The organism is Acinetobacter sp. AND/436 (assembly GCF_049546925.1).
Classification (GTDB): domain Bacteria; phylum Pseudomonadota; class Gammaproteobacteria; order Pseudomonadales; family Moraxellaceae; genus Acinetobacter; species Acinetobacter indicus.
This window is the reverse complement of sequence record NZ_JBMXBO010000013.1, coordinates 36,182-60,473: the sequence shown is the minus strand read 5'-3', so window position 1 is coordinate 60,473 and position 24,292 is coordinate 36,182. Positions and strand designations below refer to the sequence as shown.

The following is a 24,292-nucleotide window of genomic DNA, read 5'->3' as shown; positions in this document are numbered from 1 at the left end:
TGAAAACCATCTCAGCGTTGAATCGGCTTTATTTTAATGCTGCCTGAATCAAGGGATAGGCATTTTTCAGCAAAATGGGCTGGGCTGCAGCCGTCGGATGGATCAGATCTTTTTGCATCAGGGTATTTTTACCGGCGACACCGTCTAGGAAGAAGGGCAGTAATTTGACCTGATAACGCTGGCTCACCACTTTGTAGTTATTTTCAAACGCCTTGCTGTAGGCGCTGCCATAATTGGGTGGCATTTTCATGCCAAATACAATCACCTTGGCTTTGGCCTGTTGACTGTGCTGAATCAGCCGCGCCAGATTATTTTGAATCAGCTGCGGTGGTTGACCACGCAAGCCATCATTACCGCCCAGTTCAATTACCACCACATGCGGCTTATGCGTTTGCAGTAATTTGGGCAAACGTGCCAGCGCGCCGCTGGTGGTTTCGCCACTCACACTTGCATTGACCACTTTATGCTGTTTCGGATACTGTTGTTCTAAACGTTTTTGTAACAGATGGACCCAGCCTTGTTGTGGTTGCAAACCGTAACCGGCACTTAAGCTGTCACCCAGAATCATGATGGTTTTGGCAGACACCAGCATGGGCATGAAGGCAAGCCCCGCCACAGCGAAATAAGCAAAACAACTCATTTTGAAATTGCGAATGTGCATTTAAGGATACTATGACTCAATTCACTACAGATACCTCCATCATGCCACAAAGCATTATTTCTGCCCAACAATTGACACAAAAGATACAACTTGCACAAAAAACACTGACGATTTTTGAAAATTTAAATCTGGAGATCCGGGCGGGGGAACAGGTGGCAATTACCGGCCGTTCCGGTTCAGGCAAATCGACCTTATTGGGGATTCTGGCGACCTTGGATCAGGCCAGTGCCGGGCAGTTAACGGTCTGTGGTGAATCAATTCAGGAGCTGAATGAAGAACAGCGTGCGCTGGTGCGGCTGAAATATATTGGTTTCGTATTCCAGTCGTTCCAGTTATTGCCGCATTTAACCGCACTGGAAAATGTCATGCTGCCGCTACGCTTGCAACCGAATTTTAAATTTGCCGAGGCCGAACACAAGGCGCGTAATCTACTGAAAAAAGTCGGACTGGAACGGCAGGCAGAGCAGACCCCGAAAGTCCTGTCGGGTGGTGAGCAACAACGGGTGGCGATTGCCCGGGCTTTAATCAGTGAGCCTAAAATCATTTTTGCTGATGAACCGACCGGGAATTTAGATGGTGAAACCGCCAAAGAAATTGAACAGCTGTTATTTCAACTGAACCGTGAACTGGGCACTACCCTGGTACTGGTGACGCATGACCCGAAACTGGCGCAGCAATGTCAGCGCCATTTTGAACTCAGTCAGGGACAATTGCTGGAACACCCGGCAGGAGGATGAGATGAACCCGCTATTTCGTCCTTTACTGACCCAGAGTTTTAAAAGTACCGGTGTTTATCTGTTACTGATTGCACTAATTCTGGCAATTAGTGCCACAACCGCGCTGAAATTCAGCAATGAGCAGATTCAAAATGCGGTGGCTTTGCAGGCGGCAGAAATGCTGGCCGGTGATCTGGTGCTGTCCGACAATAAACCGATTGCACCGCGCTGGGAAGCGGCAGCCGATGAATTGGCGCTAAAGCAGTCGCATGTTACGGTATTTAGCTCGATGGCACACACCGGCGATGAATTTGTGATGGTGAATGTCAAAGCCATTGATCAGGCCTTTCCGTTACGCGGAGAGCTGCGGGTTGCGCCGCAGCCTGCTGCTGCCATTCAACCGGGCGAGGTCTGGGTCAGCCAGCGCGCGATGGAGCTGCTAAAAATTCAGGTGGGCGATACCTTAAATATTGCCGATGGCGCCTTTCAGGTCACGGCCAGCATCGAGCATGATTCCAATCAGGAACTGGGTTTTAGCGGTTTTTCACCGACGGTGATCATTGCCCAGCAAGATGTGGCGCGTACCAATGCCATTCAGGTCGGCAGCCGGATTAACTATCGTTTGCTGATGGCCGGCACACCCCAGCATACCCGCCAGTTCGAGCAGGATTTTAAACAGTATCAGGAGAGCTTGCCCAAGACCCAGGAAATTGACGGGCAGAATATGAGTGAGCCGGATGGGCTGCGCCTGCGCAATGCCAGTGAAGGCAATACCCGCTTGATGCGTCCAATTGCCAATCTGGATACCTTTTTACAGCTGGCCAATATTCTCACCATTTTACTGTGTGGCATTGCCATTGCCCTAACCAGCCAGCGTTATGTGCAGCAGAATCAGGATCATATTGCTTTAATGCGTTGCATTGGCGCGACCAAGAAACAGATTCTGGGCGCTTATCTGACCTTGTTGGCGGTGGTGCTGTTACTGGCGATGCTGCTCGGTAGTGCGGTCGGCATTACGCTAGGCTATGGGCTGTTGCAATTGATGTTACAGCTGATTCCGCATTTGCAATTGCAGTTTTCGGCTGTCGAGATGCTGCTGGGGCCACTCCCGATTGCCATGCTGACCAGTGCCGTGGTACTGCTGGGCTTTATTCTGCCAAGTCTGTGGCAGCTGCTCAATACCCCACCAATCCGGGTGATTCGCCAGCAGGAAAAATCAGTCCAGTCGATGCTATGGATGCTGCTGACCGGCACACTCAGCCTGATGCTGTTTAGTGTGGTGCTGACTGAAAATATCGTACTAACGCTATGGGTCATGGGCGCCATCATCCTGCTGTGCAGCGTACTCTATGCCGTAGTCTGGAGCTTCCTGAAACTGATCCGCAATTTAAAAAGCGGCATCTCGGCCTATGTACGCACGCCGTATCAGACTGCGTTTCAGATTACCGCGCTGGCGCTGGGCCTTAGCCTGATTACCGTGCTGGCAGTATTACGTACCGATCTGCTGGATCGCTGGCAGCAGCAATTGCCGGAAGGTACGCCAAACCAGTTTGTCTATGGTTTACCACCGTTTGATATGCCAGAGTTTCAGGCGCAACTTGAACAGCAGGGCTGGCACAGTACGCCGCTGTACCCAAATGTGCGCGGGCGGCTGGTGGCCAAAAACGATCAGCCCTTTGCAGAAGCGCTAATCCAGCACAATAATTCGCTCCGACGTGAACTGAACCTGACCCAGGCCGAACGCTTTCCGGCCGATAACCTAATTGTGGCCGGACAGGAACAGTTTAGTCAGGTCGGGCAGGTTTCGGTTGAAGCCAATACTGCGCAAGAACTGGGCATTGAGATTGGCGATACGCTGACCTTTAGTTTGCCAGAAGGCTTGTTGCAGGCCAAAGTCATTAATCTGCGCAGCGTGGAATGGGAAAGCTTTAGTCCGAATTTCTTCTTTATTTTTTCACCGCAAACCATGGATGAAAATGCCGGCAGCTATCTGGGCAGTTTCTATGTGCCGGAGCAGGACCGGCCGGCACTGGTGCAGCTGATCCAGCAGTTTTCCAATACCGTATTTATTGATGTCAGTCTGATTCTGGAAGAGATTAAACGGATTGTGAATGTGTTGGTACAGATTATTACCATTCTGGCAGTGTTGGTGGCCGTGTCCGGGATTCTGGTGCTGATTGCCTGTTTAAACCTGCTGATGGATGAGCGGAAACGTGAAGTGGCCTTGCTGCGTTCTTTTGGTAGTTCCAAGCAGAAACTAAAACGGATGATGAGTCTGGAAATTGGCCTGATTGGCGGAATTGCCGGAGTGGTGGCCTGTCTGTTTGCCGAGGTGATTAGTGCGATTGCCAGTTACCGGATGGAACTGGCAATTCAGCCACACTGGGAAATCTGGCTAATCTTGCCGGTTGTAATGACTTTATTGTGTGCTTTAATTGGGCGTTATCGGCTTAGTTATTTATCGGATATTCCGCCTTTGCAAAGTCTGCGAGAGATGAATCAATAAGTTTCATCTCTGCATTAAAATGGTGGGGTATGCGTTACAGCTGCAATTGCTGGCGCATCATCTGTAGAATTTTCTGCCACAGCGGGGCAAGCATCTGTACCTGTTGCAGACAGTACTGATAAAACAGCCAGCTGATGATGGCGGCGCCGGTCAGCGCCAGCAGTGAAAACAGCGCTGACTTGTGCAGCTTCTGGCCGATGTACCAAAGTGCTGCCAAGGCTGCACCCATCACCATGCCGCCAATATGTGCGGCATTGTTAATTCCGCTAATCATAAAGCCCATAAACAGGTTCAGGCCCATCACCAGTAACAGGGTTTTCTTATCCAGCAGAAAACGCTGTTTTGGCAGGCGTGGCAATAATGATAAAACCGTCAGGGAAGCACCCAAACCCATCACCGCACCGGATGCACCAGCGCTCACACTTGGCAGTAAATCCGGGCTGGTCAGGCCATGCACGAGAATCTGTAAGGAATCCTGAATCTGTAAATAGCCACTGAGCAGGCTGCCCATCAGTCCGGCCAGTACATACAGGCCTAAAAAATACGGCCGGCCAAAAAGCTGTTCGGCCACGCTGCCAAAAATATACAGGGCCCACATATTCAGCATCAGGTGAATCATGCCAAAATGGAAAAACATGCTGCTGAACAGACGCTGCGGCTGTTCGAGAAAGGTCAGGGGAGCATAGTCGGCGCCCCAGAGAATCGCATCTCGGGTGCTGGGCTGGCTGGCATCGACACCGGTCAGGATTTGCCAGGCAAATACACCAATATTGAGGGCAATCAACAGGGCCGTCAGCCACCATAAATGCGTTTCGGGTTTACGGTGAATCAGCGGCGGTGAATATTCAGACATGCTATTTTTATACAATGATGATTTATTTCGTTATAAGCTTAACACGAAAAATTCACGTCTCAGGAGCCCCAAGCTGACATGAAAGCTTTTATTGTCCGTACCTTATTAATTCTTGTCAGTCTGTTTTTATTGATCCAGTTGTGGATTTTCTCGAGTCTGGCCTGGTGGCGAACCCAGCCGGTACAAAGTACCATGATGATGCGCCTGGACTACTGGTCAGATACTTCCCAGCCTATCCGGCATGAATGGCGTGACTATGACCAGATCAGTGAATATCTGAAAAAAGCCGTGGTCGCTGCCGAAGATGGCAAGTTTATGCAGCATCATGGCTTTGACTGGGAAGGTATTCAGCATGCACTAGAACGTAATAAAGATCAGGGTCAGGTGGTGGCTGGCGGTTCGACCATTTCCCAGCAGCTGGCGAAAAACCTGTTTTTATTTAACCAGCGTTCGTTTTTGCGTAAAGGTCAGGAAGCCATTGCGACCTGGATGATGGAACGCATGTGGAGCAAGCAGCGGATTCTGGAAGTGTATTTAAACTCGGTAGAGTTTGGCGACAATATTTACGGTATTGAGGCGGCGACCCAGCATTATTTTGGCAAGTCTTCACGCAGCCTCAGCCGTGAAGAAGCGATTTTTCTGGCTGCGATTTTGCCGAATCCAAAATATTATCAGGACAACCGTTCCGGTCGTGGTTTGGAGCCGCGTAAACGTATGATCCGTAAATACATGCGTTACAGCGAGATTCCTTGAGTTGTAAAATTGAAAAAAAGCCCACAGCAGTGGGCTTTTTTTATGAAATTGTCACAAAATTGAAGCATACTTATGAATAGTGAATACTTGAGAAAAAGTCATAGGGTGCATATGAATACGGCAGCGAGCGCGACCCCTGCGCAAATAGACTATACCTATAATGATCGATACATCAATCGTGAGCTTTCTATCCTTGATTTCCATTTGCGCGTGCTGGAGCAGGCAGTCGATCCTTTGCATCCGTTGCTGGAACGTATGAACTTTTTACTCATCTTTTCACGTAACTTAGATGAGTTTTTTGAAATTCGTGTTGCAGGCGTCATGGAGCAGCTGGATCTGGGCAATGAAAGCCGTAGCCCGGATGGTCTGACTCCAAAACAGGTGCTGGAGCAGATTTCACAAACTGCGCATACTGCCATTGAGCGCCAATACCGTATTTTAAACCAGGAAATTCTGCCTAAACTGCGTGAAGAAGACATCTGTTTCTTGCGCCGTGGTGAACTAACGCCAGCCCAATCGGCCTGGGTGAAAAAATATTTCCAGGAACAGGTGGCACCGGTCTTAACCCCAATCAGCCTGGACCCGGCCCATCCATTCCCGCGTCTGGTCAATAAAAGCCTGAACTTTATTGTAACGCTGGAAGGGAAAGACGCTTTCGGTCGTCAGATTGACTTGGCCGTGGTGCCAGCACCGCGCTCTTTACCACGTGTGGTGCGTTTACCAGATGAACTGACCGGTGGTAAAGAACATCACGTGATGCTGTCTGCAATTATTCATGAGCATGTATCGGACCTGTTCCCGGGCATGACTGCGACTGGCTGTTATCAGTTCCGTGTCACCCGTAATGCCGATTTGGCCTTAAACGAAGATGTCGAAGATCTGGCCAAAGCGCTGAAAGGCGAGCTGAACTCCCGCCGTTTTGGCCGCGCGGTGCGTCTGGAAGTGACCCAGAACTGTCCGCAACCGATTTATGAATATCTGCTGAATGAGTTCGATCTGCATGAAGATCAGCTCTATAAAGTGGATGGCCCGGTGAATCTGGCGCGTTTATTGTCTAACTTTAAACGTCCACATTTACGTTATGACTCACATACGCCAGTGATTCCGAAAGTGTTGAAAAAATCCGAGAATATTTTTTCGGCCATGCAAAAGCAGGATATCTTGCTGCATCATCCGTTTGAATCCTTTGCCCCGGTGATTAACCTGCTGCGTGAAGCGGCGCGTGACCCGCAGGTACTGGCAATTAAACAGACCCTGTACCGTAGTGGTGCCGATTCTGAAATCGTACAAGTCTTAGCGGAAGCGGCGCGTAATGGTAAAGAAGTGACCGCGGTCATTGAGCTGCGTGCGCGTTTTGATGAAGAATCCAACATTGCTGTGGCCAACGTGCTGCAAGAAGCTGGCGCGGTGGTGGTCTATGGCATTGTCGGTTATAAAACCCATGCCAAAATGATTCTGGTGGTGCGCCGTGAAAACAACAAGCTGGTGCGTTATGTGCATTTGGGCACCGGTAACTATCATGCCGGTAACGCGCGGATTTATACCGACTACGGCTTGCTCACCACCGACAAGGAACTCTGTGAAGATGTACACCGTATTTTCCAGGAACTGACCGGCATGGGCAAAATGGCCAAGCTGAAAAAGCTGTTACATGCGCCGTTTACCCTGCATACCCAGCTGATCAACTTTATTGATGATGAAATTGCCAATGCTAAAGCCGGTAAACCAGCACAAATTATTGTGAAGGTGAATGCCTTAACTGAAATGCAGCTGATCAATAAACTGTATGAAGCTTCCCAGGCTGGCGTGCAGATTGACCTGATTATCCGTTCGATTTGCTGCCTGCGTCCGGGCTTGCCGGGGTTGTCGGAAAATATCCGGGTACGTTCCATTGTCGGCCGATTCCTGGAACATACCCGCGTGTATTACTTCAGCAATAATGGTGATGCACGTATTTACTGTTCAAGTGCTGACTGGATGGACCGTAACCTGTTTAACCGGGTTGAAGCCTGCTTCCCGATTGAAGATCCGGCACTGAAAAAACGTATTTATCAGCAAGGTCTGCAAATTTATCTGCAAGATAACCAGCAGGCGTGGCTACTGCAGGGAGATGGTACCTGGATTCGTGCGCAGGCCGCAGAAGGTGAGCCGGCTTCCAATGCACAGCGCACCCTGATCGAGATGATTCAGTAAGCGAAGCAAGCCTGACATTTAAAGAATGTCAGGCTTTTATCCGCTAAAAAAATAAGGAGCTGATGCTCCTTATTTTTATGGGTATTGAAGAACTTAGCTGTGCGAGATTTTTTGCAGAATTTGCAATAACACATCAAATTCGCTTTGCAGCGGAGTACTCTTACGCGTTACTAAGGCCAGGGTACGGGTAGGTGCCGCGTCAATCTGTTTCACCACCAGCTCTGAATTGGCCTGAATCATATTGGTATGAATGGCAATTTCAGGCAGTAAGGTAAAGCCGAGGTTGGCTGATACCATTTCCACCAGAGTTGGTAGTGAGCTGGCTTTTAAACGATGATCATTTTTACGCTCGCCAATCGGGCAGGCACTTAAGGCATGATCACGCAAGCAGTGGCCTTCTTCCAGCAGCATCAGGCGAGACAGGTCCAGATCTTCTAAAGATTTGGCCTGAGCCGAGTGTGCATCGGATTTATGGTGGACCAGTACCAGATTTTCTTTGGCAATTTCAGCAACTTTCAGACTGCGGGTATCAAACGGTAGCGCCAGTAACACCATATCCAGGTTACCGTGTTCCAGTTTTTCTACAATTTTTTCACTTTGTGCTTCATGCAGGTGTAACTGGATTTTTGGCAGTTGCTTATGCACTTCATCTAACAGCTGCGACAAAATGAACGGTGCAATGGTTGGAATTACACCTAAATGCAGGTCGCCGGTTAAGGGCTCGCTCATTTCACGGCTTAGACGCATCAAGTCCTGCGCATCAGCCAATAGAACACGCGCTCGGGCTACAACTTGTTCACCGAGAGGAGTCAAACGTACATTCTGGCGATCGCGTTCAACCAATACGCCACCCAATAAGCGCTCTAACTCCATGATTCCGCCCGACAATGTCGATTGAGTCACGAATGAACGGCGCGCCGCTTCTGTAAAATGCAACGTTTCAGACAGTGTAACGAGGTATGACAGCTGTCTTAAGGATGGTAATGCAGCCATAGTGTCCTAATGCTTATAATTTAAAGTGATGAGCAAATAATTCGCTAAGATATGGAATGAAATGCGGAGGGATATCATGCCCCATTCCTTCAATTAATTCAAATTTAGCGTCAGGTATTGCTTTCGCAACAGCCTTACCATGTGCAGGTGGAAGTAAGCGGTCACGAGAACCATGAACAACCAGCGTGGGCTGTTGGATCTGCTTGTCCAGACTGCGCAATGAGCCTGTACATAATATTGCTAAAAACTGCTGAAGTACACCCGCTGGATGGTAACTTCGCTGATATAATTTACGGGCGGTCTGTACCGCTTCCATTTCATTCAGATAACCTGGCGAACCAATCACTTTAAACAGTTTCAGGCTGTGGTTAATAATGCCTTCTTCATCATTGGATGCCGGCTTGCCCACTAGGCTGAACAGCTGTTTCGGGAAAGGAGGCGGTAGGAAAGGCTGGTTGTTGCTGGTAAACAATAGTGCCAGTTTTCTGACCTTGTCCGGATAGCGGGCCGCCAGAATCTGTGCAATCATGCCGCCCATTGAAGCGCCAATCACATCAACCTGTTCCAGCTCCAGTTTATCAATCAGCAGGGCCACATCATCGGCCATATCATACAGGTTATAAGGCGCCCCCTGATTTTCTAAACCCAAGGCAAAACGGCCCATCAGTTTTAGGGTATTCAGGCGCTCGCCCTGATGGCGTACTTTAGAGGACAGGCCAATATCGCGGTTATCAAAACGGATGACCCGAAAGCCTTGGTCAATGAGTGACTTGCAGAAAAAGTCTGGCCAATACAGCAGCTGTGCACCCAGTCCCATGACCAGTAAAATGGTCGGATTGCCAATTTCGCCGCCCATTTCGACATGCAATTCAATGCCATTGCCCAAGTCGACTTTGGTTTCGTGCATAAAACTGCTGTAAGGTGAAACATTTAACCGCAAACTATTCATTCTTATATTCCTTTCTTCAAGGTGAGCGCGCACCCCTGATGGATTAAAGCGCTAAACTGCCGCTGGAATCAAGTCAGGAACAAGTTTACTTAAAGCCAGGCGCTGTTTGCCGGCTGTTGGCCCGAGCAGCACAAAGCCGCGTAAGGTGGCAGAGCTGTCAAAGGCTTTGGCAATCATGCCATCGTCCAGTTCTTCATTTTGCCAGGTCACTTCCACATCTACCGGGGCCGGTAACACGGTTAATGGTGCCGCCGGGGTTTTCACTGCAACCGGCATAGCCGGGTAGTGCACTTGTGTGGTTTCACCATTTAAGGTTTTGGCCAGGGCACGTGCCTGCTGCATGATTGGCATGACATACGGCAATAAAGTCCCGTTGACTTCAGCGCAGTCGCCCACTGCATAAATATCAGCCAGGTTGGTTTCTAGTAAGCCATTGGTGAGCACGCCGCGACTGGTATGAATGCCAGCTTCTTTGGCTAAAGTAATATTCGGCTGTAAACCGACGGCGGACAGTACCACATCAGCGCTCAGGCTACGGCCATCGGCCAGTGTCACCAGATAATCACCCTTATCCAGTTTCGATACTTTATCGACCGTGGTGCCCAAGACAAAATGAATCCCAGTTTCTTCCAGGTTCTGTTTAAATGCAGTGGCAATAAATTCAGGCAATAAACGGCCCAGCGGTTGAGGTGCCAGATCAATCACCGTGACTTGATGCTCGGTATTTTGCAGGTCATTGGCAAATTCACAGCCAATCAGGCCCGCGCCTAAAATCACCACACGTTTATCCTGACGCGCTGCCAGCTGTTCGCGGAAGGCTTTATAGTCATTTAAATTATTGACCACGTGAATATCATCACTGCCATCACCTGAAATGGCCAGACGAATCGGGTTGGCACCGACTGCCAGGACCAGTTTGGCATAGGCTTGCTGGCTTTCGACGCTATCTTTCTCTAAAGTCAGCAGATGCTGCTCGGCATCAATGGCTTTGACCCAGGTATGCACTTCAATACGCATATTCAGCTGCGAGCCCATTTTCGCGGCATCCCCCAGCGCAATCTGTTCGGGTGCTTTTTTGCCGGCCAGAGCATTGGAGAGGGTGGGTTTTGCATAGTTGATTGCATCATCTGCGCAAATCATGACCAGTTCCTGTTCAGGGTTCAGTTTGCGAAATTCACGGGCGACTGTATAGCCAGCCATACCAGAACCAATGATGACAATCGGATGCATTATTTTCTCCATAAAAGGTTGAGCATAAGTTTCAAGACATAAAAAAAGACCATGCAGTTATGGTCTTCGAGGCGTACTTAGATTTCGACCATTTCAAAATCGACTTTAGATACGCCACAGTCCGGGCAGGTCCAGTCATCTGGAATATCTTCCCATTTGGTGCCCGCGACGATGCCATCTTGCGGCCAGCCTTCTGCCTCGTCATAAATCCATCCACAAACGATGCATTGATACTTTTTCATTTGACTCTCCAAAAGCCGATCTTCAATAAACCTGACCGGCAAAAAATTCCCTAACCAGCATGACTCAGTTGATATGATTTTAACACTTCATATTCGCTTAAATTTTTACGCAGTTATGAGGTTAAAGTAAAGTAAATATCGGAGTCTAATGCTTCATTTCTAAAGCTGAATGGCTAAGAAGGACAAAATTTATCTTTAAAATCTCAAACATTGCATAGTGTCGGACAATATGCACACTAAAAACCAGCGCAAATCTTTTCAAAATATATGAGAGATCACCTAAATTTCGACTAAAGTCGGACAGCTATTTTTGCTTAAATAGGCTATTCTATAATTAGGATAATCTATATTGGTTATTTAGTATAAAAATACCAATAATAAAAACAATGATTTACTAATTTTAATCGGGTTTTATTTAAACCTGAAGGGCGGACTTTGGCTGGTCTTCGCGGTCAAGACGCTGTAAAATTCACCTATTCTTTTTAATCTCTCTACGATCTCCTTATGAGCAAGCTGTCTACAACGTTGTGGTCTCACATTCGTACTGTCCAAAACTTTCCTAAAGCCGGTATTTGTTTTTATGACTTGACCCCTTTATTCATGAAAAATATTGGTCCGTTGACAGATGCTTTAATTGAAAGTATTCCTGCAGAAAAACTGGCTGAAGTAGATAGCTTTATTGCGGTAGAAGCACGTGGTTTTGTGCTGGCCAGCCTGTTGGCACAGCGTACTGGCAAGGGCTTATTGCTGGTGCGTAAAGCCGGTAAATTACCACCACCGGTAGTGGGTGTGGGTTATAGCCTGGAATACGGTCTGGACCGTCTGGAAATGGCGGCGGATGTCACCGGTCAGAAAGTTATTATTGTGGATGATGTATTAGCGACTGGCGGTACCTTAAAAGCAGTGAAACAACTGGCGGAAAAATGTCAGCATGAAATTCTGGGTGCGAGCATTTTCCTGGATTTACCAGATTTACACGCAGATTTGGGTCTGAACATCTGGTCGGTACTGGATGAACGCTCTAAGCCGATGGAAGCAGTTGCTTAAGTCTGAGCACTACCCTGTGAAACATAGAAAGCCTTGCCGAGTGCAAGGCTTTTTTATTTGTGCAGTGATTGCTGTTCCAGTTGCCAGATTAAAGGATTGATATTTTCCGGACACACCAGTCGATGATGACCGCCTTTAAAAGCATGAATTGGCATGTAATTTTCCAGCTGGGTTTGTACCCAGTGCATGTCCAGCTGTTCATCGCCGAGTTCCAGATAGGCCAGCTGCGGAATATCATGGTCCAGTTCCTGTTCGGAAATCTGCGGATAGTCCGGTCGAAAGTCGGGCTGTAAACTCGGATTGGCAATGACACAGGGAATACCATGCAGCGCCGACATCTTTAAGGCCCAATAGCCGCCGAGGCTATGTCCGACAATAATTTCAGGCTGGATTTTAACAATAATATCGTTATAGAAACTGGCCACCGTCTGGTAGTTCAGATTGCGATAATCCACGGTAATACAGTATTTTTTATCTGCGCAGATGGCATGAAACTTACTCGATTCACGTGAGGAATCCAGCCCATGCAGAAATAGGATTTTCGAGGTGCATCTATTCATTGTTTTCATTCACACTCAAGCATCTATTGAATAGTTGAAAAGTTCCCTTTTCAATTAATTTCTCCTGCTTATTGTAAGAGTGGTGGCGCAAGAAAGAAGTTAGCTATTGGTCTAACAGTTCAGCAAAAGGCGAGGTGCTGTTTAGCAGAGGTTTAGAAAATGAAAAAAATGGCTTAGGATTCAGCAGAGCATACGAAAAGCCAAATAAATCTGCTATGCTATTGCACTTCATTTTTTAGTAATTTTCGAGGCAGAGATGACGCAACCAAACGCTCAGTCGACTTCTGAACCCACTATTTCCGAAAACGATTTAATTGCACAGCGTCATGCCAAGTTAAAGCAAATCCAAGAAAAGGCTCAGGAAAGCAACAGCAGCCCATGGCCGAACACCTTCAAGCGTGAACATTACGCGCAAGATTTACAAGAACAGTTTGCCGACAAATCTAAAGAAGAAATTGAAGGCGGCGATAAGGTGTATGTGTCGGTGGCTGGCCGTGTCATGCTCAACCGTGGTTCGTTTATCGTAATTCAGGACATGACCGGTCGTATCCAGCTGTATGTGGCCCGTAAAGAACTTAGCCCTGAAACCTTGGAAACCATTAAAGGTTTGGACCTGGGCGATATTATTGCTGTTAAAGGTTATATCGGCCGTTCAGGCAAAGGCGATTTATATGTGCATATCGAGCACTTTGAATTGCTGACCAAATCGCTGCGTCCATTACCAGACAAGTTCCATGGCCTGACCGATACTGAAGTGAAGTATCGTAAGCGTTATCTGGACCTGATTGTAAACGAAGAAACCCGTAAGACTTTTGAAATTCGTGCCAAAGTGGTATCGGGCATCCGTGCGTTTTTAACTGAAAAACGTTTCATGGAAGTTGAAACCCCAATGATGCACGTGATTCCAGGTGGTGCATCGGCGCGTCCATTTGAAACCCATCACAATGCGCTGGATATGCCATTGTTCCTGCGTATTGCGCCAGAACTTTATTTAAAACGTCTGGTGGTGGGCGGATTTGAACGCGTGTTCGAAATTAACCGTAACTTCCGTAACGAAGGTGTATCGACCCGTCATAACCCGGAATTCACCATGATTGAATTCTATCAGGCTTATGCAGACTACAAAGATTTGATGGAATTGACCGAGCAGATGCTGGAGAAACTGGCCATCGACATCTTGGGTTCGACCGATGTGCCGTATGGCGATGAAGTGTATAGCTTCAAAGGTCCGTTCAAGAAAATCTCGATGTTTGATGCGATTCTTGAGCACAACCCGCAATTCACGCCTGAAAACGTCAATGACCGTGAATTTCTGGCCAACTTCGTACAAAACGAACTGAAAGAGCAGGTAAAACCGGGCTTTGGTTTAGGCAAGCTGCAAACCATCGTGTTTGAAGAAACGGTTGAAACTCAACTGCGTCAGCCAACCTTCATTACTGAATACCCCGCAGAAACCTCACCGCTGGCTCGCCGTAATGATGAGAACCCGCACATCACTGACCGTTTTGAATTCTTCATTGGTGGTCGTGAGCTGGCAAACGGCTTCTCAGAGTTAAATGATCCAATTGATCAGGCGGAGCGTTTCCAGGCACAGGTGGCTGAGAAAGATGCTGGTGATGATGAAGCGATGCACTACGATGCAGACTTCGTTGAAGCACTGGAATATGGCTTGCCACCTACAGCAGGTGAAGGGATCGGGATTGACCGTCTGGTGATGTTATTCGCCAATGCACCAAGTATCCGTGATGTGATTTTGTTCCCGCATATGCGTCACAAGAACTAAAATCTGCTACATCAAATAACCCGCGAATCTCGCGGGTTATTTTTTTGTTTGAGTATCATCAAGCTATACGTAAAGCACAGATCAGAAGAATCGCTTAGATTAAACTGGTCTGAATACGCACTTTCATGTTCAGGCTTTGCTGCACAATAAAGGATTTCATCCACTGCACCTGTTCACCCATTGGATTGGTTTTGACTGCGGTGTCGAGGAAGGCCAGTTCCGGGCGCTGGAACAGTTGCTGTTCAATGGCCTGTTCCAGCTGGCTTGAGGTGGAGGCCAGTGGCATGCTGACCAGATAAAAGGCCTTTGGATAATTATAAAAGGCATACATCAGGTTAAAGGCTTTCTGGTCACCTTTTAAATTGCCGGCACCAATTTCATAACCGCGATCCTGATTACTGTGGGTCAGACCAATCAAAAACTCGATATTATGGTCCGAAAGTCGTAGACCAAATTGCAGCCCGATCTGATCGGCACTGAACTCGTGCTGGACAAAGGTATTTAGTGCAGAACCATCTTCATCAAACGCTTCCTGCAACACCAGCATGTGCTGCTGATGCTGATACAGAAAGCCGGCAAGCTGCGCCTGTTCCAGCTGGGCTTTTAAGGTGGCTAAATCGTAATGACTATAAGGCATGGGAGCAATCAGAAAAAATTAAAATTTGTTTTATTTTAGGTGTTTCACTTGGAAAATGAAGCGATCTATTAGAGCTTTTAACAATAACTCAATAGATAGAAGTGAGCATAAAAACGGCGACTGGAAAATAGTGATCAGGCTAAAAATAAGCGATGCTGTGCAGGGTATGAGTAAACTTTGATAGCAATATCAGTAATCCTGTATATGACGTTTTTGCATATTAATATAATAAAACAAGCAATAGTACAGATAACTAAATCTCTATAATGAATATAAATTTTATAAAGTGTAATAAGTACACGTTGATTTAAGCTGGTGTTGTCCATGTCATTAAATGAGGAAAGACTTACTCATCTGAAACAGCTTGAAGCTGAGAGTATTCATATCATCCGTGAAGTTGCTGCCGAGTTTGAAAATCCGGTTATGCTGTACTCGATTGGTAAAGATTCTGCGGTGATGCTGCATCTTGCCTTGAAAGCCTTCTATCCTGCAAAACTTCCATTCCCTCTGTTACATGTCGATACAGGCTGGAAATTCAAAGATATGATTGAATTCCGCGACAACATGGCCAAGAAACATGGTTTTGATCTGATTGTGCATCAGAACCAGGAAGGCCGTGACGCCGGAATCAATCCATTTGATCATGGTAGCTCAAAATACACCGACATCATGAAAACCCAGGGGCTGAAACAGGCGCTTGATAAATACGGTTTTGATGCTGCATTTGGTGGTGCGCGCCGTGACGAAGAAAAATCACGTGCCAAAGAGCGTGTCTATTCTTTCCGTGATTCCAAACACCGTTGGGACCCGAAAAACCAGCGTCCAGAACTGTGGAATCTTTATAACGGTAAGGTCAACAAGGGCGAAAGTATTCGTGTGTTCCCATTGTCGAACTGGACCGAGCTGGACATCTGGCAATACATTTATCTCGAGCAGATTCCAATTGTTCCATTGTACTTTGCTGCTGAACGTCCAGTGGTAGAACGTAGTGGTACACTCATTATGGTTGATGATGAGCGTATGCGTTTACATGAAGGCGAAGTACCACAAATGAAATCGGTACGTTTCCGTACACTTGGCTGTTACCCACTGACCGGTGCAGTTGAGTCAGGCGCAGATACCTTGCCTGAAATTATTCAGGAAATGTTGCTGGCCACCAGCTCGGAACGTCAGGGTCGTATGATTGACCATGATGAAGCCGGCTCGATGGAGAAGAAGAAGCAAGAGGGCTACTTCTAATTTCTCCCGACCTCTCTTTAGACAAGAGAGGAAATTCCCTCTGGGTAAAAGGGGGATACAGGGAGATTAAACCGGTTTCTAAAGAATTTGTGGAGTTTGAGCAATGTCTCATCAATCAGAACTCATTAGCCAAGATATTTTGGCCTATTTAAAACAGCACGAAAATAAAGACTTATTGCGTTTCCTGACCTGCGGTAACGTCGATGATGGTAAATCGACCTTAATTGGTCGTCTGCTTTATGATTCAAAACTGATTTATGAAGATCAGTTGCAAGCGGTAACCCGTGACTCGAAAAAAGTCGGGACGACAGGGGATGCACCTGACCTGGCTTTACTGGTCGATGGCCTGCAGGCAGAACGTGAGCAGGGTATTACCATTGATGTGGCGTATCGCTATTTCTCGACTGAAAAGCGTAAGTTCATCATTGCCGATACCCCGGGACATGAGCAATATACCCGTAACATGGCCACTGGTGCATCAACTGCGGATCTGGCGATTATTTTAATTGATGCACGTTATGGCGTGCAGACCCAAACCCGTCGTCATACCTTTATTGCCAGCCTGCTGGGTATTAAGAACATTATTGTTGCCATCAACAAAATGGACCTGGTGGAATTCTCTGAAGCGCGCTTTAATGAAATTCAGGCGCAATATAACGAGTTCGTGAACCAGCTTGGTGACCGTAAACCGGCCAATATCATTTTCACGCCAATTTCTGCCCTGAATGGCGATAACGTGGTGAACAAGTCGGCCAATACTCCGTGGTACAGCGGCGAAACTTTGATGGAAACGCTGGAAAACGTGGAAATTAGCCGGACTTCAGGTAAAAACGAATTCCGCTTCCCGGTGCAATATGTCAACCGTCCAAACCTCGACTTCCGTGGTTTTGCTGGCACCATTGCTTCGGGCGACATCCGTGTGGGTGATGAAATTGTCGCGTTGCCATCAGGCAAACGTTCTACCGTCAAAGACATTGTAACTTTTGATGGCAATTTGGAACGTGCTTTTGCCGGTCAGGCGGTTACCCTTACCCTGAATGATGAAATTGATATTTCACGCGGTAACCTGCTGGTCAAAGCGGGCGATCAACCGGAAATTTCACGTTCTGCACGCGCAACTGTGGTGTGGATGAATGATCAGCCACTGGTCAAAGGCAAGCTGTACAACATTAAGCTGGGTACACAAACTGTTCCTGCCAAAATTGCTGAGATTAACTACCGTGTAAACGTGAATACGCTGGAAAAAACCCAGGTAGAGCAGCTGGAACTGAACGCGATTGCTGATGTTCAGATCGAGTTTGATGCGCCAATGGTATTTGACCGTTATCAGGACAGCCGTTATACCGGCTCGTTTATTTTCATTGACCGTTTAAGCAACGTGACCGTTGGTGCGGGTATGGTGGAAGCGGCGGTAGAATGGACTGCGCATGATGAACCTGTGACTGCGGAAGATCGTGCTGCCCGTTTAGGTCAAAAACCTGCTGCGGTGACTGTCACTGCACAAGCACTGGAAAATGCACAAGCGCTGGAAAGCCTGCTGATTCAGCAAGGTGTAGTTGCAATTGCAAAAGCGGGTCTGAATGCTGCTCAAGTGGCATTACTTCGTGAAACTGGTGTTGTGGTGGTCACCGATGTTGCTGAAGGCACTGACGTAAGCTATGGCACCGAAGCCGTTGAAGAACTGGCTGAGAAAATTGTGGAGCTGGTTCGTCTATAAGACTGGACTGGTTTAAAAACCCGTCTGATTGGCGGGTTTTTTTTATTGTGTAGAAGAAAATTATATTGATATGTTTTTTAAATAAGTCCAAAGTGATAAATTAAATATTAATTAAAAAATAAGTTTAAAATTTGAGCATAAAATGAAAATTGTTATATTTTTACTAGTGTCTTGTGTATTGGTATCTTGTAGTAAAACAAAACAACAAGTATTGAATGAACTTAATAGTAATGTTGAAGAACATTGTGTTCACTTTTCAGATGGTGCTTTTTGGGGGTGGTATGGTGCAATCGCTTCTATTAAAAGAGGTATAACTGAACCAAATTTAGAGTTGTATGAGTCGTTTGGGCGTAGTTTTACATCAAAAACTAAACTTGAGCAGGGTGGTTTAACCGTAGAAGAACAAGTGGAAATTAGAAAGGAAGACGATAGTAGGATTAAAGGCTTTAATTATGGATTCAGAGAAGCTATCGATTATATGGAGAAAACGAAAGACATTAATATGACATCTATAATGAGAAAATATAGTAGCTCAAATATGACAGAGGTATATAAGAGAAGTTGTATAAATACTAATCTAGAGCTTAACAGAAAGAGGGTTGATTTAGAATTTGTAAATTGAGATTTGAATTTTAATTGTCGTAATTCTGTTTCAAGAGACTGTAAATTAAATTATGTAATTGCCTGAATTTGCTATGTTTATATTCACATCGGAGTCAGGTAATATGATGAACGAACAAAAACTAAAAGACCTTGCAGTAGAATTTGCTAAAGGAATCAAAAAGCGTAAAGTGTTTCCAACATATGATTCTGTACGTAAAGTAATTTATTTGGCGATTGATACAGCATCTAAAAAGTGGAATATGCCTATTCGCGATTGGCGTTTAGCTATTAGCCGTTTTATTATTGAATTTGGTGACCGCCTAAGTGATCACCTTTAATTTATGAAAAGCAATTACACAAAATTATTTACAGGCTCAAGCACATGCACCATTTGCCCAATCATCAACTATCTCGAAGAACAACAATATACCCAAGTCCAAATCACTGAGGACGAGCGTAAGCAGTATCACATTACGCAAAAAGGGCTAGACCAACTCCAATATCAGCAATAAGCCTTAAACAGAGTGTTATGTCGCTTGAATGCACGTCATCACATCCCAAACGATGCTGAATACGTGTTGACATTAAAAATTGCTATGGAAAGCCTAAAAGGTGTGTTACGTGAGAACTTACAACGTGCACCTCTGAGCCCTGAACACATCAGCCAAATTGCCAAAGAAATACAGCAAGCCGCTGTAAACATCAAAAAGCTTGCAAAGAGCGAGGAGAAAGCAAGAACACATTTAAATTTCACCCGAAACATATGACTTGGCTGATGGCTCTTTGTCTCTCATGTATTATGAGTAGTGCAATTTCATGTTTTAACCTTCTGTTGAATAAAGGTTTGGTCGACGGATTTTTCTCTATTTGGATGTACGCTTGGTGGTTATCGTGGCTTATGGCTTTCCGTTTGATTTTAGGAGTGTTGCCATTGGTACGTAACACACTACTGAAATTTTCAGATGTGCCGAAGTAGGAGACAAGTCATCATTTCATAGCATGATGGAAGTACCTCATACATAAGTCCGATGTAGCTTCATTTCGCATGCTAACTATGTTCAAATAAGTCCAAGATATATGAAATACAGAGATTAGGGAAAGAAATCATGTCGCAAGCGACGATGCAGCAGGTCATTATTACAGAACCAGGCGGCCCGGAAAAACTGGCCTATGAAAGTGTGGCTATTCCGACACCAGCAGCCAATGAGGTGCTGGTTAAGGTTCATGCCTTTGGTTTAAACCGCCCGGATATCTTGCAGCGCCAAGGCCTCTATCCAATGCCGAAAGGGGTAACGCCTGTGCCGGGGCTGGAAGTGGCCGGTGAAGTGGTAGCGGTAGGCGAAGAGGTCAGCAAATTTAAAGTCGGCGATAAAGTTTGTGGCCTGACCAATGGCGGTGGCTATGCAGAATATTGTGTGGTTCCGGAAAGCCAGACCCTGACCATTCCTGAAGGCTTGAGTTTTGTACAAGCTGCGGCTATTCCGGAAACCTTCTTTACCGTATGGGCCAACGTGTTCCAGATGGGGCAAGCCAAGGCTGGCGAAACAGTACTGGTCCATGGGGGTAGCAGCGGTATTGGTACCACAGCGCTGATGTTATGTAATGCGCTGGGCATGAAAACCTTTGCCACTGTCGGTTCAGATGAAAAAGTACAGGCTATCTCCCATCTGACCACCGCCATTAACTACAAGACACAAGATTTTGAGCAGGTGATTAATGAACAGACTGACAATGGCGGCGTCGATGTTATTTTAGATATCGTTGGTGCACCTTATCTGGAACGTAACCTGAACCTGTTACGCCGTGATGGTCGTCTGGTTTATATCGCGTTCTTGGGCGGTGCCAAAGCCAAAGATGTGAAACTTGGCCCGATTATGATGAAGCGCCTGACCATTACCGGTTCGACCATGCGTGCGCGTAATACTGCAGAAAAAGCTGAAATTGCCCAAGGCTTGCAAGACACAGTGTGGCCATTATTGAGCAAAGGTGAATGTCTGCCGATGATTTTTAAAACCTTTAAATTTGATCAGATCCAGGAAGCGCATGCGGCCATGGATACCGGTGATCATATTGGCAAGGTTGTGGTAGAAATTATTTAATTCGGCATCTAAAAAAGACCGGCTATAGCCGGTCTTTTTTATGCTTATCTCAAGTTAGTACATTGACGTTTATTACTTAAACTGTACAAGTTTTACTAAAAATTAAAATATATGTGATGTATTTGACACAACCTGTCGAAACTGTGTTGTACATTAGCCCACATCCAAAACAGACATCATAAAAATAAACTGGATATTTCAATGAAGAGACAGAGGGCAGAATCATGAGAATTTCATCTACAGCATATACCACCACCCAGAATATACGTGCTTTAAGGCGCATTCATCGGGCCATTATCCGTCAAAAAATAGGTCTGGCAGATATCCACCGGGTGTATAGTGCCATGCTGCATTTAGAGCGTTATGTTGATCGCCTAGATCAGAATAAGCCTTAAGTCTAAGCTGAATGCAGTCTTGTGATACGTATTTTGATTTACTTTTACATTAAATGTATTTAAAGTCTTGGTCTAATTATTTATATGATTTTTATTTAATAAATTTTAATTTACGGCTATTTAATTGATAGAAAAAACAGTGCCTTAAAACAGCACCATGAGGGTATCATGAAGTGTGTTACTTCAACACATGAACGACTGGCCGAACGGCTGGTCAGTATTTTAACCAAACTCAATGTAGGGCATCAGCTGAGTATTCCGGAACTGGCCCAGGAATTTAAAGTCAGCACCCGCACCATTGAACGTGACTTTGATCGGCTGAATGCCTATCTACCTTTATTGCAGGACAAACGCAGCAAAAAATACTATCTTGATGCTTCCTATTTGGGACGGTTTAAACTTCAGGATATCCAGAACTTTGCCCAGTTGTCGGGCATTAGCGATCTTTATCCCTCGCTGGATATTTCGTTCCTGCGTGAGCTGATGGATCATCGTGCCAATCTGGTGTTTTCCGCCAAGGGCTATGATTATGAAGACAGCAGCCAATATGCCGAACATTTTAAAACCCTGACCCAGGCCATTCAGCAGCGTCAGTACATTGGCTTTATCTATAAAAACAAGTCCCGTCGGGTGCAGCCTTATCGCCTGATTCATCATCATGGTAACTGGTAACTGGTATCTGGCTGCGGTGCATTCGGATACCTTAAAAGTGTATCGCCTGAGCCTGATTGAGCAGATTGAACTCAACTATGAACTGGACCCGTTTGAGCATGATCCGGCTATTCTGCAACAGTTGGAAGATGAAGAAGGTATCTGGTTTGGTCATGAACAGCAGGAAGTGCATTTATCGGTTGCGGCAGATGCCGCGCTGTATTTTAAACAGCGCCGGCTGTTTCCAAAGCAGCAGATTCTGGAAGAAAAGCCATGTGGCAGCCTGTTGATTTCCTGCCAGATTCGCCATCATATTCAGCTTTATCCGCTGGTACGCTACTGGATTCCCTATGTCAAAATTGTAGCGCCGCTGCATTTACAAACCGAGCTGGAGCAGAGCCTTAGCCATTATCTGCATTAATTCGTATTGTGGGTATGCATTTGAGTTTTGATGACCATTAAGACTGGCCTCTTATTCCTGCCATAATTGCTACGGAATCTGTCGAGCTTTAAGTGAAATTATGCGAAAATAGCGTTTTACTTTTTGCCCAAGGCTATTTCATGATTGACCAGTCTCCTGAATCTTTAAGCGATATTGAAATTATAGACATCCTTCAGAGTATGAAGAATGATGTGCTCAATAGCGAAGCCAAAGAGATTATCCGCAAAGGCGGAAAAGTGGGACGTCAGGAAGCGCATAAACAGGCCTTGGTGGCATTACATCAATCTTTTGAAGAAAAATTTGTTGAAGCGGTGACGCTGGCATTGAGCCTGAATGAAGCCCAGGCCAAAAAAATCCGCTATAAAAAAGACCGGATTCGTATTTTAAAAGCCCGTCAGATTGATTATCTGGCCATTGATGGCGCAGAAACCGCCCAGGTGCTGGCACAAATTGCACAAGCCATTGTCCGTGAAGATGCGATTGTGACCCATGACCTGCACAATATTTTCCCGTTCTGGAAAGAAGGTTGGCCAATGGTGCAGTTCGACAGCGCCTATAAAATTCTGGAAGATGATATTGCCATTCACTATCAGGCGGTGCTGGATGAATTGCTGCGTCAGTTTTAAGTGAATTGCTGCATGAAAAAAACCTTCTAGAGTCTAGAAGGTTTTTTTATCGCTCTTGATTAGAGAAAGATAGATTATTCCTGTTCCGGCGGTTGGTTATTTTCCAGTAAACGTGTCACCAACAGCTGGTCAATTTTAAAATGATCGACATCGACAACTTCAAATTTATAACCGCCATATAACACGGTATCGGCTGGACGCGGAATCTTGCGCAGTTGATACATCATAAAACCGGCCAGAGTTTCATAGTTTTCTTCATCGGGCATCTCTTCAATTTCAAGCGCATGTTTCATGTCTTCAATTGGAGTACTGCCATCAATCAGCCATGAATTATTATCACGTTTAATAATCTGCTGTTCTTCTTCAATAGGGGTTACCCAGTCGCCCATTACGGTAATCATAATATCGGACAGGGTAATGACGCCGACCACCAGTGCATATTCATTAATCACCACCGCAAATTTTTCTTTGGTCGAGCGGAAGCGGTCCAGCACTTCAGACAGAGTCAGGGTATCGGGGATGGTGAGTACATTACGAATGGTTGATTCATTCAGCTGGTTAATTTTCTGGTTATTCAGAATCCGCACCAGAATGTCTTTGGCATCGACATAGCCAATCACCTGATCAATATTTTCATTACAGACCAGAAATTTGGAATAGGGAAATTCGGCCAGTTTCTGGCGAATGCTGTCTTCGGCTTCATTTAGGGTAAAGTACACCACATTTTCACGCGTGGTCATGCTGGATGGGACATTACGTTCTTCCAGTTCAAACACGTTTTCAATAAAGTGATGTTCCTGTTTTTGCAACACACCCGCTTGGGCGCCGGCATCCATCACTGCGGAAATATCATCAAAGGTAATATTGTCATCGCGGATGGTATTGACCTTAAATAGCCGGAACAGCATATTGGCGATGGCATTAATAAACCAGGCCAGTGGTTTGCAGACGGTAATAAACACCTGCACCGGATTGATCACGGAAATGGAAATTTTCTCTGGTGCAATCATGGCCAGGCGTTTCGGCATCAGGTCGGCAAACAGAATAAATAAAGAGGTGACCAAGGTAAAAGACAGCGCAAAGCTAAGGGTTTCGGCCCACGGTCCGGTATAGAAACGGGTGACAAAATCGTAGAAATACGGGCGAAAAGCACCTTCACCTAAAATACCGCCTAAAATGGCAATCGCATTCAAGCCAATTTGCGAGGCGGCAAAAAAGTCTGCCGAGTTTTCCTGTAAATCCAGCACTTTTTGCGCACGTTCATCTCCGGCTTCAGCCAGAATTTTTAATTTGACCTTACGCGCACCGGCCAGAGCGATCTCGGTCAGTGATAAAAAACCTGCTCCTGCAATCAGTATGAAAATAATAACAATGTTCTGGAAGAGGCTCACGAATCC

General features: G+C 46.0%; 23 protein-coding genes and 2 pseudogenes. 16 read left to right on the top strand and 9 right to left on the bottom strand.

Annotation, left to right across the window (positions count from 1 at the left end; all coding sequences use genetic code 11):
* Positions 1-28: 28 nt before the first annotated feature.
* Positions 29-640, bottom strand: coding sequence for an arylesterase (locus tag ACPEPR_RS10920; protein WP_016659292.1), 612 nt, complete (start codon positions 638-640; stop codon positions 29-31).
* Between the two features lie 32 nt (positions 641-672).
* On the opposite strand from ACPEPR_RS10920, the gene ACPEPR_RS10915 reads away from it, so the two are divergent.
* Both ACPEPR_RS10915 and ACPEPR_RS10910 read left to right on the top strand, forming a co-directional pair.
* Positions 673-1,398 (top strand): ABC transporter ATP-binding protein, encoded by a 726-nt coding sequence (locus tag ACPEPR_RS10915; protein ID WP_423562425.1) that lies wholly within the window; start codon positions 673-675, stop codon positions 1,396-1,398.
* Between the two features lies 1 nt (position 1,399).
* The gene (locus tag ACPEPR_RS10910; RefSeq protein ID WP_423562424.1) at positions 1,400-3,883 is read left to right on the top strand and encodes an ABC transporter permease; all 2,484 of its coding nucleotides are present in this window, start codon (positions 1,400-1,402) and stop codon (positions 3,881-3,883) included.
* A gap of 34 nt (positions 3,884-3,917) precedes the next feature.
* Here ACPEPR_RS10910 and ACPEPR_RS10905 read toward each other — a convergent pair whose 3' ends face one another.
* A complete protein-coding gene (locus ACPEPR_RS10905) occupies positions 3,918-4,736 on the bottom strand; it encodes a rhomboid family intramembrane serine protease (protein WP_423562423.1) in 819 nt (272 codons plus the stop codon).
* A 78-nt stretch (positions 4,737-4,814) separates the two neighbouring features.
* Between ACPEPR_RS10905 and mtgA the strand changes: the two genes are divergently transcribed.
* Positions 4,815-5,489 (top strand): monofunctional biosynthetic peptidoglycan transglycosylase, encoded by a 675-nt coding sequence (mtgA, locus tag ACPEPR_RS10900; protein ID WP_045796058.1) that lies wholly within the window; start codon positions 4,815-4,817, stop codon positions 5,487-5,489.
* Between the two features lie 111 nt (positions 5,490-5,600).
* Positions 5,601-7,682: a polyphosphate kinase 1 gene (gene ppk1 / locus ACPEPR_RS10895; protein WP_160242937.1), complete on the top strand. Its 2,082-nt coding sequence runs from the start codon at positions 5,601-5,603 to the stop codon at positions 7,680-7,682.
* 93 nt (positions 7,683-7,775) lie between these two features.
* Here ppk1 and oxyR read toward each other — a convergent pair whose 3' ends face one another.
* The 4 genes from oxyR to rubA all read right to left on the bottom strand — a co-directional run bounded on the left by oxyR (position 7,776) and on the right by rubA (position 11,096).
* The gene (oxyR, locus tag ACPEPR_RS10890; RefSeq protein WP_005179377.1) at positions 7,776-8,675 is read right to left on the bottom strand and encodes a LysR family transcriptional regulator OxyR; all 900 of its coding nucleotides are present in this window, start codon (positions 8,673-8,675) and stop codon (positions 7,776-7,778) included.
* A gap of 13 nt (positions 8,676-8,688) precedes the next feature.
* Entirely contained in the window at positions 8,689-9,624 is a 936-nt protein-coding gene (locus ACPEPR_RS10885; protein WP_045796061.1) for an alpha/beta fold hydrolase, read from the bottom strand.
* A gap of 51 nt (positions 9,625-9,675) precedes the next feature.
* Entirely contained in the window at positions 9,676-10,854 is a 1,179-nt protein-coding gene (locus ACPEPR_RS10880) for an NAD(P)/FAD-dependent oxidoreductase (RefSeq protein ID WP_423562422.1), read from the bottom strand.
* 77 nt (positions 10,855-10,931) lie between these two features.
* The gene (gene rubA / locus ACPEPR_RS10875) at positions 10,932-11,096 is read right to left on the bottom strand and encodes a rubredoxin RubA (RefSeq protein WP_005179369.1); all 165 of its coding nucleotides are present in this window, start codon (positions 11,094-11,096) and stop codon (positions 10,932-10,934) included.
* A 504-nt stretch (positions 11,097-11,600) separates the two neighbouring features.
* Between rubA and ACPEPR_RS10870 the strand changes: the two genes are divergently transcribed.
* Positions 11,601-12,143, top strand: a complete 543-nt coding sequence (locus tag ACPEPR_RS10870; RefSeq protein ID WP_168396777.1) for an adenine phosphoribosyltransferase — start codon at positions 11,601-11,603, stop codon at positions 12,141-12,143.
* A gap of 53 nt (positions 12,144-12,196) precedes the next feature.
* On the opposite strand, the gene ACPEPR_RS10865 is transcribed toward ACPEPR_RS10870, so the two are convergent.
* The gene (locus ACPEPR_RS10865; protein ID WP_034598188.1) at positions 12,197-12,703 is read right to left on the bottom strand and encodes a YqiA/YcfP family alpha/beta fold hydrolase; all 507 of its coding nucleotides are present in this window, start codon (positions 12,701-12,703) and stop codon (positions 12,197-12,199) included.
* Positions 12,704-12,959: 256 nt separating this feature from the next.
* Here ACPEPR_RS10865 and lysS point away from each other — a divergent pair, with 256 nt between their 5' ends.
* Positions 12,960-14,486: a lysine--tRNA ligase gene (gene lysS, locus ACPEPR_RS10860; protein WP_005179355.1), complete on the top strand. Its 1,527-nt coding sequence runs from the start codon at positions 12,960-12,962 to the stop codon at positions 14,484-14,486.
* Between the two features lie 94 nt (positions 14,487-14,580).
* Here the strand turns inward: lysS and ACPEPR_RS10855 are convergent, their stop codons facing one another.
* On the bottom strand, positions 14,581-15,123 hold the full coding sequence (locus tag ACPEPR_RS10855; protein ID WP_016659284.1) for a hypothetical protein: 543 nt from the start codon (positions 15,121-15,123) through the stop codon (positions 14,581-14,583).
* Positions 15,124-15,447: 324 nt separating this feature from the next.
* On the opposite strand from ACPEPR_RS10855, the gene cysD reads away from it, so the two are divergent.
* The 10 genes and pseudogenes from cysD to ACPEPR_RS10805 all read left to right on the top strand — a co-directional run bounded on the left by cysD (position 15,448) and on the right by ACPEPR_RS10805 (position 22,895).
* A complete protein-coding gene (gene cysD / locus ACPEPR_RS10850) occupies positions 15,448-16,362 on the top strand; it encodes a sulfate adenylyltransferase subunit CysD (protein WP_005179347.1) in 915 nt (304 codons plus the stop codon).
* Positions 16,363-16,465: 103 nt separating this feature from the next.
* Complete coding sequence (gene cysN / locus ACPEPR_RS10845) at positions 16,466-18,079, top strand: sulfate adenylyltransferase subunit CysN (protein WP_168405551.1); 1,614 nt, start codon at positions 16,466-16,468, stop codon at positions 18,077-18,079.
* Positions 18,080-18,221: 142 nt separating this feature from the next.
* Positions 18,222-18,701 (top strand): hypothetical protein, encoded by a 480-nt coding sequence (locus ACPEPR_RS10840; protein WP_423562421.1) that lies wholly within the window; start codon positions 18,222-18,224, stop codon positions 18,699-18,701.
* A gap of 154 nt (positions 18,702-18,855) precedes the next feature.
* Positions 18,856-19,020, top strand: a pseudogene (locus tag ACPEPR_RS10835) (IS256 family transposase); the annotation flags it as partial.
* A 198-nt stretch (positions 19,021-19,218) separates the two neighbouring features.
* Complete coding sequence (locus ACPEPR_RS10830; protein WP_423562420.1) at positions 19,219-19,449, top strand: hypothetical protein; 231 nt, start codon at positions 19,219-19,221, stop codon at positions 19,447-19,449.
* Positions 19,446-19,658: a DUF2798 domain-containing protein gene (locus tag ACPEPR_RS10825; protein WP_423562419.1), complete on the top strand. Its 213-nt coding sequence runs from the start codon at positions 19,446-19,448 to the stop codon at positions 19,656-19,658. Before ACPEPR_RS10830 ends, ACPEPR_RS10825 begins: the two co-directional genes overlap by 4 nt.
* Before the next feature lie 130 nt (positions 19,659-19,788).
* Positions 19,789-20,781: an NAD(P)H-quinone oxidoreductase gene (locus ACPEPR_RS10820; protein ID WP_104500854.1), complete on the top strand. Its 993-nt coding sequence runs from the start codon at positions 19,789-19,791 to the stop codon at positions 20,779-20,781.
* A gap of 224 nt (positions 20,782-21,005) precedes the next feature.
* Entirely contained in the window at positions 21,006-21,176 is a 171-nt protein-coding gene (locus ACPEPR_RS10815; protein WP_005179332.1) for a hypothetical protein, read from the top strand.
* Positions 21,177-21,344: 168 nt separating this feature from the next.
* Positions 21,345-22,248: pseudogene (locus ACPEPR_RS10810) on the top strand (helix-turn-helix transcriptional regulator).
* A gap of 140 nt (positions 22,249-22,388) precedes the next feature.
* Positions 22,389-22,895 carry a hypothetical protein gene (locus ACPEPR_RS10805; protein ID WP_016659280.1) on the top strand — a complete coding sequence of 169 codons (507 nt, stop codon included), beginning with the start codon at positions 22,389-22,391 and terminating at the stop codon, positions 22,893-22,895.
* Positions 22,896-22,969: 74 nt separating this feature from the next.
* Here the strand turns inward: ACPEPR_RS10805 and ACPEPR_RS10800 are convergent, their stop codons facing one another.
* Entirely contained in the window at positions 22,970-24,286 is a 1,317-nt protein-coding gene (locus tag ACPEPR_RS10800; RefSeq protein WP_005179329.1) for a hemolysin family protein, read from the bottom strand.
* Positions 24,287-24,292: the final 6 nt, after the last annotated feature.